The sequence below is a fragment of the Methylobacterium oryzihabitans genome (assembly GCF_004004555.2).
Taxonomy (GTDB): domain Bacteria; phylum Pseudomonadota; class Alphaproteobacteria; order Rhizobiales; family Beijerinckiaceae; genus Methylobacterium; species Methylobacterium oryzihabitans.
Genome location: NZ_SACP01000002.1, coordinates 259,485 through 274,395, shown reverse-complemented (window position 1 = coordinate 274,395; position 14,911 = coordinate 259,485). Strand labels below are relative to the sequence as shown.

General features: G+C 71.6%; 12 protein-coding genes and 1 pseudogene. 2 read left to right on the top strand and 11 right to left on the bottom strand.

The window, feature by feature from the left end; genetic code table 11:
• Window positions 1-127 precede the first annotated feature (127 nt).
• The 9 genes from EOE48_RS03820 to EOE48_RS03780 all read right to left on the bottom strand — a co-directional run bounded on the left by EOE48_RS03820 (window position 128) and on the right by EOE48_RS03780 (window position 10,947).
• The gene (locus EOE48_RS03820) at window positions 128-841 is read right to left on the bottom strand and encodes a TetR/AcrR family transcriptional regulator (RefSeq protein WP_187371310.1); all 714 of its coding nucleotides are present in this window, start codon (window positions 839-841) and stop codon (window positions 128-130) included.
• Between the two features lie 235 nt (window positions 842-1,076).
• On the bottom strand, window positions 1,077-2,375 hold the full coding sequence (glnT, locus tag EOE48_RS03815) for a type III glutamate--ammonia ligase (RefSeq protein WP_127727446.1): 1,299 nt from the start codon (window positions 2,373-2,375) through the stop codon (window positions 1,077-1,079).
• Window positions 2,376-2,465: 90 nt separating this feature from the next.
• The gene (locus tag EOE48_RS03810) at window positions 2,466-3,815 is read right to left on the bottom strand and encodes an FMN-binding glutamate synthase family protein (protein ID WP_127727445.1); all 1,350 of its coding nucleotides are present in this window, start codon (window positions 3,813-3,815) and stop codon (window positions 2,466-2,468) included.
• On the bottom strand, window positions 3,815-4,504 hold the full coding sequence (locus tag EOE48_RS03805; RefSeq protein WP_127727444.1) for a GltB/FmdC/FwdC-like GXGXG domain-containing protein: 690 nt from the start codon (window positions 4,502-4,504) through the stop codon (window positions 3,815-3,817). The genes EOE48_RS03810 and EOE48_RS03805 overlap by 1 nt, the downstream gene beginning before the upstream one ends.
• The gene (locus EOE48_RS03800; RefSeq protein WP_127727443.1) at window positions 4,504-5,397 is read right to left on the bottom strand and encodes a class II glutamine amidotransferase; all 894 of its coding nucleotides are present in this window, start codon (window positions 5,395-5,397) and stop codon (window positions 4,504-4,506) included. The genes EOE48_RS03805 and EOE48_RS03800 overlap by 1 nt, the downstream gene beginning before the upstream one ends.
• Before the next feature lie 375 nt (window positions 5,398-5,772).
• The gene (locus EOE48_RS03795; RefSeq protein WP_127727442.1) at window positions 5,773-6,378 is read right to left on the bottom strand and encodes a sarcosine oxidase subunit gamma; all 606 of its coding nucleotides are present in this window, start codon (window positions 6,376-6,378) and stop codon (window positions 5,773-5,775) included.
• Window positions 6,371-9,400 (bottom strand): sarcosine oxidase subunit alpha family protein, encoded by a 3,030-nt coding sequence (locus EOE48_RS03790; protein WP_127727441.1) that lies wholly within the window; start codon window positions 9,398-9,400, stop codon window positions 6,371-6,373. The genes EOE48_RS03795 and EOE48_RS03790 overlap by 8 nt, the downstream gene beginning before the upstream one ends.
• Window positions 9,397-9,684: a sarcosine oxidase subunit delta gene (locus tag EOE48_RS03785; RefSeq protein WP_127727440.1), complete on the bottom strand. Its 288-nt coding sequence runs from the start codon at window positions 9,682-9,684 to the stop codon at window positions 9,397-9,399. Before EOE48_RS03785 ends, EOE48_RS03790 begins: the two co-directional genes overlap by 4 nt.
• A 12-nt stretch (window positions 9,685-9,696) precedes the next feature.
• The gene (locus tag EOE48_RS03780; RefSeq protein WP_127727439.1) at window positions 9,697-10,947 is read right to left on the bottom strand and encodes a sarcosine oxidase subunit beta family protein; all 1,251 of its coding nucleotides are present in this window, start codon (window positions 10,945-10,947) and stop codon (window positions 9,697-9,699) included.
• Between the two features lie 221 nt (window positions 10,948-11,168).
• Between EOE48_RS03780 and EOE48_RS03775 the strand changes: the two genes are divergently transcribed.
• On the top strand, window positions 11,169-12,083 hold the full coding sequence (locus EOE48_RS03775) for a GlxA family transcriptional regulator (RefSeq protein WP_127727487.1): 915 nt from the start codon (window positions 11,169-11,171) through the stop codon (window positions 12,081-12,083).
• A 5-nt stretch (window positions 12,084-12,088) separates the two neighbouring features.
• Here EOE48_RS03775 and EOE48_RS03770 read toward each other — a convergent pair whose 3' ends face one another.
• Window positions 12,089-12,694, bottom strand: coding sequence for a helix-turn-helix domain-containing protein (locus EOE48_RS03770; protein ID WP_127727486.1), 606 nt, complete (start codon window positions 12,692-12,694; stop codon window positions 12,089-12,091).
• A gap of 296 nt (window positions 12,695-12,990) precedes the next feature.
• Between EOE48_RS03770 and EOE48_RS03760 the strand changes: the two are divergent.
• Window positions 12,991-13,419 (top strand): annotated as a pseudogene (locus EOE48_RS03760) (transposase); the annotation flags it as partial.
• Here the strand turns inward: EOE48_RS03760 and EOE48_RS03755 are convergent.
• Window positions 13,385-14,902, bottom strand: a complete 1,518-nt coding sequence (locus tag EOE48_RS03755) for an FAD-binding oxidoreductase (protein ID WP_127727437.1) — start codon at window positions 14,900-14,902, stop codon at window positions 13,385-13,387. The pseudogene EOE48_RS03760 and the gene EOE48_RS03755 sit on opposite strands and share 35 nt — an antisense overlap.
• Window positions 14,903-14,911: the final 9 nt, after the last annotated feature.

Genomic DNA, 14,911 nt, shown 5'->3' with positions numbered 1-14,911 from the left:
TGTCGAAATAACCCGGGGATGGGGATCCCGCGTCACTTTCCTCGGGCGTGCCGCCCATCCGTTCGGGGCCGCGGTCCGTTCGCTCAGCGGCTCACCCAGAGGAAGGTAACAGTAACGGTTCCGTTACTCAAGTGGACATCGCATCCGAAGGTGCGGGTTTGTCCGCCAACGGTGCGAGAAAGGCGTGCACCACGCTCAGGATGTGAGCGAGACGATCCTCGCCGATCGCGGGATTCGCCGCCGCCTGCCCGAAGGTCGCCGCGATGGTGTGCTTGTTGGCGACCGAGAACCAGCACATCGCCGAGATCGAGATCCACAGTTGCACCGGGTCGAGGCCGGGGCGGAACTCGCCGCTCGTCTCGCCGCGCCGCACGATGTCCCGCATCAACTCGACCAGCGAAGACCGGAGGCGCGGCAGGTGCTCGGAGGCGGCGATGTGCTCGGCCTTGCAGAGATTCTCGGTCGCCACGAGCGAGATGAAGTCCTCATGCTCGAGGTAGTACGTCCAGGTGAACCGGATCAGCCGGGTGACGGCGTCCCGGGGCGCCAGCAGGTCCAGGCCGAGACCCTGTTCCGCCTGGCGCATCGCCGCGTAGGCGGTCTCGAGCACCGTCCGGAACAACTCGTCCTTGCCGCCGAAATGGTGGTAGACGAGGCGCTTGTTGGTCTTGGCAGCCTCGGCGATGTGCTCGATCTTGGCGCCGGCGAACCCTTCGCGAACGAAGACCGCGTGGGCGGCTTCGAGAATGCGCTGGCGCGTGCGCATCGAGCGCTCGGCCTGGCTGCCGGGCCGGTGAGCCGGCTCGAGATGGTCCTTGGACGCGCGATCTGTCATCGTCATCCCGTCCATCCGCGGCGAGCGACCGCCCGCCGGCGCGGGACCGCCCCCGTCCTAAGCAGACTTGCGTCGGCAAGCCAACGCTTCGTCCGCTCAGGTTGCTGTTTTGTCGCAGATCTTTGTCGCAAAACCGGGGGCCACTTTTGCGAGATCTGCTGAGCCGGGGGACGTGGTGCGAACAGCCGGCGCGGCTCCGATCACGGGGCAATCGCTCTGAGGCGATTGCCCTGCCCCGGACTCAGCAATCCAGCGTCGTATCCCGTTCCCACTGGGTCAGGTGGCGGCAATAGGCGTTCCATTCCTCGTGCTTGAGCTTCAGGTAGCTCGGCACGAAGTCCCCCAGGGCCTCGTTCAGGACGGCATTGCCCTCCAGCGCCCGCATCGCGTCGAGGAGGTTGAGCGGCAGGCGCTTCACGCCCGCCACCGTGTGGCCGTCGGTGTACATGTTGAGGTCGAGCCGCGGGCCGGGGTCGCGGCGGTGGCGCATCCCGTCGAGGCCCGCGGCCAGGAGCGCGGCCTGGAGCAGGTAGGGGTTCACCGCCCCGTCGGCGAGGCGGAACTCGAAGCGGCCGCCGCCGGGGATGCGGATCATGTGGGTGCGGTTGTCGCCCGCATAGGTCACGGTGTTGGGCGCCCATGTCGCCCCGGAGGCGGTGCGCGGGGCGTTGAGGCGCTTGTAGGAATTGACGCACGGGTTGGTGATGGCGGCCAGTGCCTCGGCCGAGTGGATCAGCCCGCCGATGAAGTGGTAGCCGTCTTGCGACAGGCCGAGGGTGTCGCTGCGGTCGGAAAAGGCGTTCTCGTCCCCGCGCCACAGCGAGACGTGGGCGTGGCAGCCCGTCCCGGTCAGGTCGGCGAAGGGCTTTGGCATGAACGTCGCCCGCAGGCCGTGCTTCTCGGCGATCGAGCGGGCCATGTACTTGAAGAAGGCGTGGCGGTCGGCCGTGACGAGGGCGTCGTCGTACTCCCAGTTCATCTCGAACTGGCCGTTCGCGTCCTCGTGGTCGGTCTGGTAGGGCTTCCAGCCGAGACCCAGCATCGCGTCGGAGATCTCGCTGACGACGTCGTAGCGCCGCATCAGGGCCGCCTGGTCGTAGCACGGCTTCATCTGCCGGTCGGCGGTGTCGGCGGGCGCCGCGCCGTCGGGGGTGATGAGGAAGAACTCGCACTCGACGCCGGTCTTCATCTGCAGGCTGTCGCGGGCGGCCTCCGCGATCAGGCGCTTGAGGAGGTTGCGCGGTCCCTGCGCGACGGGGCGGCCCGCCATCACGAGGTCGGCCGGCAGCCAGCCGACCTCGGGCTTCCACGGCAACTGGATCAGGCCGTCGGGATCCGGCACGGCGACGAGGTCGGGATCGGCCGGGCTCATGTCGAGCCAAGTGGCGAAGCCGGCGAAGCCCGCCCCGTCGCGGCATGCGCCGGCGATTGCCGCCGCCGGCACCAGCTTGGCGCGCTGGGTGCCGAACAGGTCGGTGTAGGACACGAGGAAGTACTTCATGCCGCGCTCCCTGGCGGCAACCTCGAGATCGAGCGGCATCGCGTGAACCCTCTGGCGGGCGGGCATCGGCGGAAGCCCCACCGCGCGGGCTTCGAGACGATTTTCGGAACTGATCGTCCGAAAATCGTCTCAGAACGGCCCGTTGCCCGGGGCTTCCCGGCCGGGAATCCAGCCGGTCCCGGCGAGCGGCACCTGCGCCATCGCGGCAGCCTCGATCGTCAGGGCGACGAGGTCCTCGGGCTCGAGGTTGTGCAGGTGACTCTTGCCGCAGGCGCGGGCGATGGTCTGGGCTTCCAGCGTCATCACGGCGAGGTAGTTGGCGAGCCGCCGCCCGGCGAGTTCAGGGTCCAGGCGGGCGGCGAGGCCGGGATCCTGGGTGGTGATGCCGGCGGGGTCCTTCCCCTCGTGCCAGTCGTCGTAGGCGCCGGCGGTCGTGCCGAGCGCCTCGTACTCGGCCTGCCAGCGCGGGTCGTTGTCGCCGAGCGCGATCAGCGCCGCGGTGCCGATCGCGACCGCGTCGGCCCCCAGCGCCAGCACCTTGGCGACGTCGGCGCCCGAGCGGATGCCGCCGGAGACGACGAGTTGCACCTCGCGGTGGAGACCCAGGTCCTGAAGCGCCTGCACGGCCGGACGAATCGCCGCCAGCGTCGGGATGCCGACATGCTCGATGAACACGTCCTGCGTCGCCGCGGTGCCGCCCTGCATGCCGTCGAGCACCACCACGTCGGCGCCGGACTTCGCCGCGAGCGCGGTGTCGTAATAGGGCCGCGAGGCGCCGACCTTGACGTAGATCGGCTTCTCCCAATCGGTGATCTCGCGCAATTCCTCGATCTTGATCGCGAGGTCGTCGGGCCCGGTCCAGTCCGGGTGGCGGCAGGCCGAGCGCTGGTCGATGCCCGGCGGCAGGCAGCGCATCCCGGCGACCCGCTCGGTGATCTTCTGGCCGAGCAGCATGCCGCCGCCGCCCGGCTTGGCGCCCTGGCCGACCACGACCTCGATCGCGTCGGCCCGGCGCAGGTCGTCCGGGTTCATGCCGTAGCGCGACGGCAGGTACTGGTAGACCAGGGTCCGCGAGTGCCGGCGCTCCTCCGGCGTCATGCCGCCGTCGCCGGTGGTGGTCGAGGTGCCGGCGAGGCTCGCGCCGCGGCCGAGCGCCTCCTTGGCGTTGGCCGAGAGCGAGCCGAAGCTCATCCCGGCGATCGTGACCGGGGTCTTCAGGTGGATCGGCTTCGAGGCGAAGCGGCCCCCCAGCACGACCTCGGTGCCGCAGCGCTCGCGGTAGCCCTCGAGGGGATAGCGGCTGATCGAGGCGCCGAGGAACAGCAGGTCGTCGAGATGCGGCAGGGCGCGCTTCGCCCCGGCGCCGCGGATGTCGTAGATGCCGGTCGCCGCGGCGCGGCGGATCTCGGCCATCACCTCCGGGGTGAAGGTCGCCGAGAGACGCGGGGCCGTGCGCGGGGCGGGCGGATGCTCGGCCATCAATAGGCTCCGGCGTTGTCGACGTGGAAGTGGTAGAGCGAGCGGGCCGAGCCGTAGCGGCGGAACTCGCCCGCATCGACCTCGCCCGCGAGCCCCGCCGCCTCGAGCCGGGCGAAGAGCTGCGCGCGGTGCTCGTCGCGCATCGCCTTCTCGATGCAGTCGGCGCCGAGGCTCGTGACGCTCCCGCGCACGTAGAGCCGGGCCTCGTAGAGCGAGTCGCCCAGAGCCTCGCCGGCATCGCCCAGCACGGTCAGGGTGCCGGCCTGGGCCATGAAGGCCGACATGTGGCCGATCGAGCCCTTCACCAGGATATCGACGCCCTTCATCGAGATGCCGCAGCGCGCGCCGGCATTGCCGTCGATGAGGAGCATCCCGCCATGGGCGGTGGCGCCGGCCGCCTGGCTGGCGTCGCCGCGCACGTGGACGAACCCCGAGATCATGTTCTCGGCGACGCCGACGCCGGCATTGCCGTTGACGACGACGCTCGCCTGCTTGTTCATGCCGGCGCAGTAATAGCCGACATGACCGTCGATCTCGACGCTCACGGCTGCGTCGAGCCCGACAGCGACGGCGTGGCGCCCGTCCGGGTTCTCGACGATCCAGCGCGTCTCGTTGGTGTCGGGCGCGAGGGCGTGCAGCGCCCGGTTCAGGTCTCGAAGGGCCGAGGTCCGCAGGTCGATGGTCGGCATCAGTGGCGCTCCCAGACGTAGACCCGGGCCGGCTCCGGCTCGAACACGCTGGCCGCCGCGATGCCCGGCAGGCCGACCAGCGCCCGGTACTCGGACCCGAAGGCGACGTAGTCGTCGGTCTCGGCCATCACGGCGGGCTTGCAGGCGATCGGGTCGCGCAGGACGGCGAAGCCCGTCTCGGTGCCGACCACGAAGGTGAAGAAGCCGTCGAGGTCGTCGAGGCTCGCTTCGAGGGCCTGACCCAGCGAGGCGCCCTCGCGCATGCGCCAGGTCAGGTAGCCGGCCGCGACCTCGGTGTCGTTCTGCGTCGCGAAGGACAGGCCGGCGCGGCCGAGGCGCCGGCGCAGGTCGTTGTGGTTCGACAGCGAGCCGTTATGGACCAGGCACTCGTCCGTGCCGGTGGAGAACGGGTGGGCACCGCGGGTGGTCACCGCGCTCTCGGTCGCCATCCGGGTATGGCCGATGCCGTGGCTGCCCGCCATCCCGGCGAGGTCGAAGCGCGCAGCGACCGCCGCCGGCAGACCAACCTCCTTGTAGATCTCCATCCGCCGCCCGGCGGACACGACGTCGAGTCCGGGGGCGTTGGCGCGGAGCCAGGTCCGGACCTCGTCCTCGGCCTCGGCGGGCATCGACAGGACGGCGTGGGTGTCGCGCATCTCGGCCGCGTGGGGCCGGCCGGTCGCCGCCGCGAGCGCCGCGATGCCGGCCCTCAGGGCCGCCTCGCCCGGTCCCCGCAAGGTCAGCTTCAGGTCTTCCGTAGCGGAGCCGTAGACGGCGAAGCCCGCGCTGTCGGGGCCGCGATCCGTCATCGTCCCGAGCATCGATGCAAGGAGCGCGCCGAGCTGTGGCTCGAGCTGCGGATTCTTGAGAAACAGCCCGACGATCCCGCACATCCGGAGATTTTCCCGCGCCGCGTGACGGGAATACGGTTCGCACAGGGACCGGCGCACGTCAACTGAGGATCACAAAAATTTCTTCTCAGGAAAATAAACGCGGTCGGGAGATCCCGTGCAACAGCCGTGCCGGCCGGTGGAGCGACTGGCTGCCGGCCGCCTGCACCGACGCGATCCAGGGGCGAGTGTGCACCCGCGGGGATCAGGGAGGACCGGGCTCCCGCTCCGAGACGGGCGGGTATGCGGACAGGGAGAAGCGCGGCCTCCCTCGGACACGCACGGAAGGAAAGAACTCGCGGCTCCCGGTCGCCGGCGCGGTCGAACGACGACGTCGGCGGTCGGCACCGCTCCAAAAGCCGATCACCGCACCACAGGTCACCCTGCCGCGACGACGTAACCGAACTCCGCCGCCGCCCCGTCGAGCCAAGTCCAGACGCTGACGGCGAAGCTGCGCGGCACCGCGAGGTCGTAGGTCGGGGCGGCGTCGCGCTGCCAGAGCTGCGCACCGACGTGGGCGATCACCGTGACGGCGGCGTCGCCGGGCTCGAAGGCGCGGGGGTGCAGGTCGACCGCGACGCCCTTGCTCAGGGTGTCGCGCGCGCGCGGACCGGTGAGGCGCAGGACGGCGCGGGACCCGCTCTGCTCGGTCACGGCGGCGAGCCCGCGCAGGTCCTCGGCGAGGCCGGCAAGCGCGCGAGGGTCTTCGGCGACGGCGAGCCACTGGCCGGGCGCCGACCAGACGAGGCCGCGCTCGCCGGACATGCAGGCCTTGCCGGGCTCGGGCAGCCCGCCGAACGCCGCGAGGCGACCGGCTAGAGCCCCCTCCCGCCCGTTCGCCGCGACGATCGTCGCGAGGCCGAGGCGATCGCGCGGCGCGACGTGGAGGCCGGGCGCGCCGGCCGTCGCGCCGTACCGGCCCGGCCGCGCGACGCCTCCCCACGGGCTGCACGGTCGCCACAGGGTACCGGCCGCCTCAGCCATGATGTCTCTCCCCCTGCGGGTCGATGAAGGTGGGGGCGCAGATCTCCACCACGATGTCGCCGCCGCGCACCGGATCGTACGCGCGCACCCGCTCGCCGTGCCGCTCCGGCCCGCGCCGGATCAGGCCGAGGCCGATCCAGTGGCCGAGGCTCGGCGAGTAGGCGACCGAGGTCATCGTGCCCTCGTCGGCCTTGAGACTCGGGGCGGCGCCGAGCGCGAGGAAATGGGCGCCGGCGCGCAGGCGCTCCCCCCGCTCGACCGGGCGGAAGCCGGCGAGCGCCGGCCGATCGGGATCGATCAGGCCCGGCCGTCCCGCCATCCGGCGCCCGACGAAATCCTTGTCGCTCGCGACCATGCCGGCGAGGCCGAGGTCGCGGGCGGTGGTCCGGCCGTCGATCTCGGGCCCGGCGGCGTAGCCCTTCTCGATCCGCATCACCCCGAGCGCCTCCGAGCCGTAGGGCGCGATGCCGAACGGAGCGCCCGCCGCCATCAGCGCCGTCCAGGCGGCGTCGCCGCAGGAGGCCGGCACCGCGATCTCGAAGGCGAGCTCGCCCGAGAACGAGAGCCGGAACAGCCGCGCCGGAACGCCGCCCCCGACCGTGACCGCGCCGCAGGCGAGGAACGGGAAGGCGTCGTTCGACAGGTCGAACCCGTCGTCGATCACCGCCCGCAGGGTGTCGCGGGCGCGCGGGCCGGCGATCGCGAACTGCGCCCATTGCTCGCTCACCGAGGCGAGCTGCACGTCGAGTTCCGGCCACAGCCATTGGCGGCCGTATTCGAGGTGCTCCATCACCTTGGCGGCGTGCACGGTCGATGCGGTCATCACGAAGTGCCGCTCGCCCAGGCGGGCGATCGAGCAATCGTCCTTCAGGAACCCGTCCTCGCGCAGCATGAAGGCGAAGGCCGTGCGGCCGACCGCCAGACCCGCGAGGCGATTGGCGCAGACGCGCTCCAGGAAGGCGAGGGCATCCGCGCCCTGGATATCGATCTTGCCGAGGGTCGTGACGTCGCACAGCCCGACGCGGGCCCGCACCGTCTCGACCTCGCGGATCACGGTCTGGAGCCAGTCGGCCTCCCCCGTCCTCGGGTAGTAGGCCGGGCGCAGCCACAGACCGGCCTCGACGAACACGGCGCCGTGCTCCTCCGCCCAGGCGTGCGAGGCGACCCGGCGGGTCGGGCGGAACTCCCGGCCGCGATGCGTCCCCGCGAGGGCGCCGATCGCCACCGGGGTGACGGGCGGGCGGAACACCGTGGTGCCCGCGGCCGGGACCGGCTGCCCGGTCAGCTCGGCCATGAGGCCGAGGCCCGCGAGGTTGGCGGTCTTGCCCTGGTCGGTCGCCATGCCGAGGGTCGTGTAGCGCTTGAGGAGCTCGACCGCCCCGAAACCCTCGCGGTGGGCCAGCGCGACGTCGTCGGCGGTGACGTCGTTCTGGAGATCGACGAAGGCCTTGCCGGCCGCGCGCCGGCCGGACGGGTGCGCCGCCCGCCACACGGGCGTGTGGGCAGTGCTCTCGGGGTCGGTCGCGGGAGCGGGGGCGGGGTCTCCGGCGAACCCGCATGCCGTCGCCGCGGCGGCGCCGGCGGCGCTCCCCGTCTCCAGGCACTCGGCCAGGGTCAGGCGGCCCGCGGCGGCGCCGGCGGCGATCATGCCGCCCGGCGCCGGGCCCGGCACGAAGGCCTGGATCGCCTCCGACCAGACCGGCCGGCGCGACAGGTGCGAATCGAGATGGATCGCGGGGTTCCAGCCATTGGCGGTCGCGAGGCAGTCGCACGCGATGGTGGCGCCGACGCCCCGCCCGTCCACGACCTCGATCGCCGCGAGCCCGAGGCGGCCGCGGGTGCCGGTGACGCCGCCGCCGAGGATCACCCGGGCGCCCGCCGCCTCGGCCCGGCGGCGCAGGGCCTCCGGCGCCCGCGGCCGCGAGTCGATCACCGCCGTGACCTCGCCGCCGGCGGCGAGCACGTCCGCCACCGTGCGCCAGCCGTCGTCGCCGGAGGTGAGGACCGCGATCCGGCGGCCCGGCAGCACGCCGTAGCGGTGGAGGTAGGTCCGTACCGCGCCGGCCAGCATCACGCCGGGCCGGTCGTTGCCGGGAAAGACGTGCGGGCGCTCGATGGCGCCGGCGGACAGCACCGCGCGACGCGCCGCGATCCGCCACAGCCGCTGGCGCGGGGCGTGGGCGGGCGGCACCGCGAGGTGGTCGGATACCCGCTCGACCGCCCCGTAGGCGCCGTGATCGTAGACGCCGAACAGGGTGGTGCGGGTGAGGAGGCGCACCTCCGGCAGGCCGCGCAGCTCGGCGAGGGTCGCGGCGAGCCACTCGGCGGCGGGTCGCCCGGCGATCTCCCGGCGCTCGCCGTTGAGGCGGCCGCCGGGCACGAAGTCCTCGTCGACCACGATGACCCGGGCGCCGGCCCGCCCGGCCGCCAGCGCCGCCGCGAGGCCGGCCGGACCGGCGCCGATCACCAGGACGTCGCAATGGGCGTGGGTCCGATCGTAGCGGTCCGGATCGGCTTGGATCCCCGCCCGGCCGAGCCCGGCGGCGCGGCGGATCAGCGGCTCGTAGAGCGTCTCCCAGAAGGCCGACGGCCACATGAAGGTCTTGTAGTAGAATCCCGCCGAGAGGACCGGGCCGACGAGGCCGTTCACCGCGAGCGCGTCGAGGGCGAGGGAGGGCCAGCGGTTCTGGCTCGCGGCCTCGAGGCCGTCGTAGAGTTCCGCTACCGTGGCGCGAGTGTTGGGCTCGCGCCGGGCGCCGCCCCGCAGCTCCACGAGGGCGTTCGGCTCCTCGGAGCCCGCCGACAGGATGCCCCGGGGCCGGTGGTACTTGAAGGAGCGGCCAACGAGGCGCACGCCGTTGGCGAGCAGCGCCGAGGCCAGGGTGTCGCCCTGGAAGCCGCCGTAGCGGCGCCCGTCGAAGGTGAAGGCCAGGGGACGGATGCGGTCGATCAGGCCGCCGGCGACCCGCTGCGCCTGCGCGGAGGGCGGCGCGTCGGCGCGCCGGAGGGCGGGCGCGGTCATGGAGCGTCTCCGGTCTGCCGGGCGCGGGCGACGGCGCGGGCGGGCGCGACGGAGGCGATGGCGTGGGTGCGGGTATCGCGGGTCACGACGAGCCAGGCGCGACAGCCGGCGGCATGGAACCACAATTCGTCGATCGGCCCCGCCGGGTTGTCGCGCAGGTAGACGGCGTCGTGCAGGGCCTCCGGCGTGGCGGCGTCTCCCCCGGCGATCCTCGGGGCGGCGTCGCCGCGATAGCTGAACTCGCCGTTGTCGCGCTCGCCGCAATACGGGCATCGGATGCGCATCGGTGCGGGTCCTCAATGCAGGTTCGGTTGCGCGCCCACGCCCTTCTCGTCGATGAGATGGCCGGTGGCGAAGCGGTCGAGGCGGAAGGCGGCGGCGTCCGGGTGGGCCTCGTCGCGGGCGACGAGATGCGCGAAGCAGAAGCCGGCGGCAGGCGTGGCCTTGAAGCCGCCGTAGCACCAGCCGGCATTGAGGTAGAGGCCGTCGATCCCGGTGCGGTCGATGATCGGCGAACCGTCCATCGACATGTCCATGATGCCGCCCCAGTGCCGCAGCAGGCGCAGGCGGCCGAGCGCCGGCCACAGCGCCATGCCGCTCTCCATCACGTCCTCGATCGTCGCCAGGTTGCCGCGCTGGGCGTAGGAATTGTAGCCGTCGATGTCGCCGCCGAACACGAGCCCGCCCTTGTCCGACTGGCTGATGTAGAAGTGGCCGGCGCCGAAGGTCATCACGCAGTCGATCAGCGGTTTCACGCCCTCGCTGACGAAGGCCTGGAGCACGTGGCTCTCGATCGGCAGGCGCAGGCCCGCCATGGCGGCGACGAGCGAGGACGATCCCGCCACCGAGAGCGCGATTTTCTTCGCCCGGATCGGCCCGCGGCTCGTCTCGACGCCGACGACGCGCCCGCCCTCGCGCCGGATCCCGGTGACGGCGCAGTTCTGGACGATGTCGACGCCGCGGGCATCCGCCGCCCGGGCGTAGCCCCAGGCGACCGCGTCGTGGCGCACGGTGCCGCCGCGGCGCTGCAGGAGGCCGCCCTTCACGGGAAAGCGCGCATTGTCGAAGTCGATGAACGGGACCATCGCCCGCACGCCGTCGCGGTCGAGGAGCTCGGCATCGACGCCGGCGAGCCGCATGGCGTTGCCGCGCCGGGCATAGGCGTCGCGCTGGCCGTCCGAGTGGTAGAGGTTCAGGACGCCGCGCTGGCTCACCATCGCGTTGTAGTTGATGTCCTGCTCCAGCCCTTCCCACAGCTTCATCGACCGCTCGTAGAACGGGATGTTGCCGGGCAGGCCGTAATTCGAGCGCACGATCGTGGTGTTGCGCCCGACATTGCCCGAGCCGACGTGGCTCCTCTCCAGCACGGCGACGTCGGTGATGCCGTGCTCCTTGGCGAGGTAGTAGGCGGTCGCGAGGCCGTGGCCGCCGCCGCCGACGATGACGACGTCGTACGCGTCGCGCGGGTCGGCGTCCCGCCAGTGCGGCGCCCAGCCCCGCTGCCCCCGCAGGGCTTGAGCCAGGACACTGAGGAGCGAGAAGTGCATCGGGGAACCTGTCGGGAGCGCCGGGCGACCGACCTTCGTTAGCCGGCATCCAGGCCGTCTCGGCTTGCATTTCGCGACGTCTTTCCCGCAAATCGCGCCGAAATCCTCGTCGTGTCCCTCGGAGGCGGCCCTTGGCGACGATTCCGGGAACGGCGATCGCGTGCGGGACGGAGCGGGTCCGGCGGACGATCGGGTTCGTGCTCGTGCCCGACTTCCCGCTGATGGCCTACGCGGCGGCGGTCGAGCCGCTGCGGGCCGCCAACACCCTGTCGGGCGCCGATCTGTACCGTTGGTGGCACGCCGCACCGGGGGGCGGCCCTGCGCGGGCCTCGAGCGGCGTCGCGATTCCGACCGACGTCGCGGTCGGCGCCGCGGTCCCGGGCACCGACCGGGTCTTCGTCTGCGCCGGCGCCAACCCGGCGGCGTTCGACGATCCCGCCCTCTCGGCCTGGCTGCGCGACCTCGCCCGGAGCGGCGCCGTGGTCGGCGGGATCTCGGGCGGTCCCTATCTCCTCGCCCGGGCCGGCCTGCTCGATGGCCGCCGCTGCACCCTGCACTGGGAGCACGTGCCGGCCTTCGAGGAGCAGTATCCCGAGGCGGACGTGGTCCGCTCGCTGTTCGAGATCGCGGGCACCCGCGTCACCTGCTCGGGGGGAACCGCCGCCCTCGATCTGATGCTCCACCTGATCGAACGCGACCACGGCTCGGGCCTCGCCACCGGCGTCGGCGACTGGTTCCTGCACAACCGGATCCGGGAGGGCCTGAGCCCGCAGCGGATGGACCTGCGCCAGCGCCTCGGCGTGCGCGATCCCCGCCTGCTGCGGGTGCTCTCCGCCATGGAGGCCAACCTGGAGGGCCCTCTGGCGCGGACGGCGCTCGCCGCGCTCGCGGGCGTCTCGGTGCGTCAGCTCGAACGGCTGTTCGCCGACGGGCTCGGGCACGGGCTGCACCGGCACTATCTCGGCCTGCGGCTCGACCGGGCGCGCCAGCTGCGCCGCGAGACGGCGCTGACAGCAGCGCAGATCGCCGCGGCGACGGGCTTTGCCGGGGCGGACGAGCTGTCCAGGGCCGAGCGACGGCGGGCGGCTGGAACCCGCGGCGCGACGGTGAACGGCCGAGGCCGTGGACGGGCCTGAAGGGTCTACGTCCGCGGATACGCGATGATCGAGAGATAGGTCATCGGCCGCTCGATCAGCTCGCGCGGCCCGTGCAAGGCCTCCGCGTCGAACAGCAGCGCGTCGCCGGGCTTCAGGTGGTAGTCCTGGCCGGCATGGTGGTAGCGCACCTCCCCGCTCAGCATGAAGATGAACTCGACGCCGGCGTGGCGAAAGCCCGTATAGGCCTCGGCATCCTCCTGCAGCGTGATGAGGTAGGGCTCGAGCACGGTCTCGCCGCGGATGCCGGCACCGAGAAGCTCGTAGATGTGGCCGACCTTGGTGCCGCGCCGCTCGATCACGACGCCCGTCCCCTTCCGGACGTGGGAGCAGTCGCGGCTCTCCTCGAACGCGGCGAACAGGGTGGTGATCGGCACGTTCAGCGCGCGCGCCACGGCGTTGATCGTGGCGAGCGACGGCGAGATCTGTCCGTTCTCGATCTTCGAGACCATGCCGTGCGAGATGCCGGCCGCGGCCCCGAGGTCGGCGAGCGAAAGCTCGCGTTCGCGGCGCAGCGTCCGGACCTGATGCCCCAGGGCGCGCTCGAGGCTCTTGTCGTCTTCGATGGGCGCATTCGAACCGGTATTCAACATGGCGTGCCCGCAAGCTTCGGACGAAGGCGAAGCGGGGGGCTCCCGGTCCGCACGATCGGCTCCGTCATAGCGGATCTGGGCTCGTCGCACCGCGCCCTCCAGCCGGCAAGACCGCGCAGGGAATCACCGCGCGGGTGGTGTCCCTTGGAGTGGTGTAGCTGACCGAGAGCGGGAGAGCCCGCCGGCGCGCCCTCCACAGCGCTGGAGCAGGCGGGATCTCCCGCGGGGGGGGCCATCGGCGGTGCCGGGTCAGGACCGGGCTGCGAGCCACCAACCCCGAACCCGGGAGACCCCCGATGACCGATGCCATGATGAGCCTGCGGGCGCTGGCCGAGAAGAGCGCCGACGCGGACGTGCCGCGCGAGATGATCGGCTTTGCCGCGCAGCGTCTGATGGAACTGGAGGTGGGCGGCCTGACCGGCGCGGCCCACGGCGAGAAGAACCCAGAGCGGCTGGCCCAGCGCAACGGCTACCGTGACCGGGACCGGCAGCCGCGGGCCGGCACGGTCGAGCTGCGCGTCCCGAAGCTGCGGACGGGGAGCGACTTCCCGAGCTTCCCCGAGCCGCGTCGCATGACCGAGAAGGCGCGGGCCGCCGTGATCCAGGAGACCTGCATCCAGGGCATCTCGACCCGCGCCGTCGATGATCTCGTCCAGGCCCTGGGCGGGACGGGCATCTCCAAGCGCCAGGTCAGCCGGCTGTGCCGGGAGACAGACGAGCGCGTGTGAGCAATTTGCCGGGATTCATGATATTATATGGATCGAAGCAGTTCTTTAACTTGCGCATCATCATCATTTCGACGTCGCTTTTGTAGCGCTCGACTTCGCCGATGCGCAGACGGCCGATACCATGTTCCGCCGTGATCGATCCGCCGAGCTTGGCGACGATGTCGTGGACGATCTGATTGACCTCCGGCAGGTAGGACTGCCAGACGCTCCCGTCGCCGCCCTCCGCCTGCAGCGGATTGTAGTGGATATTGCCGTCGCCCAGATGGCCGAAGGCGAAGGATCGCAGGCCCGGAAAGCGTGTTTCGAGCGCTCCGTTCGCCTCCTCGATGAATTGAGCCACCTTCGAGATCGGGACCGAGACGTCGTGCTTGTAGGATGCGCCTTCGAGACGCTGGCCCTCCGGCGTGCCTTCCCGGATGCGCCAGAGGGCAGCGGCCTGCTCGGCCGAACTGGCGACCGTGCCGTCGACCAATTCGCCACCGTCGAGCCCGGCTTCGAGAGCCGACAGCAGGTGGGCTTCCAGAGCGTCGTGCGTGCTTTGATCGGCAACCTCGACCAGCAGGTACCAGTCGTGGCGCGTCGGCAGCGGATCGCGGATGCTCGCATTGTGCTTGATGGCGACGTCCAGGCAGCGTCGCTCCATCAACTCGACCGTGGTGATGCTGTCTCCGAGCGAGGATTTGGCGCGCCGCAGCCAGGAGACCGCGGTGGCCGGTGACGGCGTCGCGAGGAAGGCCGTGGCGGAAGCTTTCGGCAACGGCAGCAGCTTCAGCGTCGCCGCGGTGATGATGCCGAGGGTGCCCTCGGCGCCGATGAAGATCTGCTTGAGGTCGTAGCCTGCATTGTCCTTGCGCAGACCGCGCAGGCCGTCCCAGATCTGACCATCCGGCAGCACGACTTCGAGCCCGGCGACGAGCGCGCGCGCCGTGCCGTAGCGCAGCGCCTGCACGCCGCCGGCATTGGTCGAGAGGTTTCCGCCGATCTGGCAACTGCCCTCGGCACCGAGGCTCAGCGGGAACAGGCGGCCGTTCGCTCTCGCGGTTTCCTGGATGACCTGCAGCACGACGCCGGCATCGACCGTGATGGTGTCGTTCGCGAGGTCGATCTCGCGGATCCTGTTCATCCGTCGCGTCGAGACGACGATCTCAGAGTCGTCGCCGTGCGGCTGGCCTGCACCTGTCAGGCCGGTATTGCCGCCTTGCGGCACGATCGGCGTGTTCGTCCTCGCGCAGATGGCGACGACCGCCGCCATCTGCTCGGTTGTCGCCGGCATGACGACGAGCGGGACCCGACCGTTCCAGTTGTCGCGCCAAGCGACCATCATGGGCTGCATGGCGGCGCGATCGGTGATCACGCCACGCTCGCCCACGACCGCGCGGATCGGATCCAGGATCTCGCGTGCGAACCTCGCGGGATCCGCCGTCAGGTCGCGGGTCGTGGCGCCTTGCGCGATCGAAGCGGTCGGTTCGGCTGTCGTCATACGCGTCAT

What these genes read in the sequence shown, in the direction of transcription:
- EOE48_RS03755 (WP_127727437.1), bottom strand. Translation starts at nt 14,902, where the DNA reads ATGACGACAGCCGAACCGACCGCTTCGATCGCGCAAGGCGCCACGACC.
- glnT (WP_127727446.1), bottom strand. Translation starts at nt 2,375, where the DNA reads ATGCCGCTCGATCTCGAGGTTGCCGCCAGGGAGCGCGGCATGAAGTAC.
- EOE48_RS03790 (WP_127727441.1), bottom strand. Translation starts at nt 9,400, where the DNA reads ATGACCGCGCCCGCCCTCCGGCGCGCCGACGCGCCGCCCTCCGCGCAG.
- EOE48_RS03770 (WP_127727486.1), bottom strand. Translation starts at nt 12,694, where the DNA reads ATGTTGAATACCGGTTCGAATGCGCCCATCGAAGACGACAAGAGCCTC.
- EOE48_RS03775 (WP_127727487.1), top strand. Translation starts at nt 11,169, where the DNA reads ATGGCCTACGCGGCGGCGGTCGAGCCGCTGCGGGCCGCCAACACCCTG.
- EOE48_RS03795 (WP_127727442.1), bottom strand. Translation starts at nt 6,378, where the DNA reads ATGGCTGAGGCGGCCGGTACCCTGTGGCGACCGTGCAGCCCGTGGGGA.
- EOE48_RS03805 (WP_127727444.1), bottom strand. Translation starts at nt 4,504, where the DNA reads ATGCCGACCATCGACCTGCGGACCTCGGCCCTTCGAGACCTGAACCGG.
- EOE48_RS03780 (WP_127727439.1), bottom strand. Translation starts at nt 10,947, where the DNA reads ATGCACTTCTCGCTCCTCAGTGTCCTGGCTCAAGCCCTGCGGGGGCAG.
- EOE48_RS03800 (WP_127727443.1), bottom strand. Translation starts at nt 5,397, where the DNA reads ATGTGCGGGATCGTCGGGCTGTTTCTCAAGAATCCGCAGCTCGAGCCA.
- EOE48_RS03785 (WP_127727440.1), bottom strand. Translation starts at nt 9,684, where the DNA reads ATGCGCATCCGATGCCCGTATTGCGGCGAGCGCGACAACGGCGAGTTC.
- EOE48_RS03820 (WP_187371310.1), bottom strand. Translation starts at nt 841, where the DNA reads ATGACGATGACAGATCGCGCGTCCAAGGACCATCTCGAGCCGGCTCAC.
- EOE48_RS03810 (WP_127727445.1), bottom strand. Translation starts at nt 3,815, where the DNA reads ATGGCCGAGCATCCGCCCGCCCCGCGCACGGCCCCGCGTCTCTCGGCG.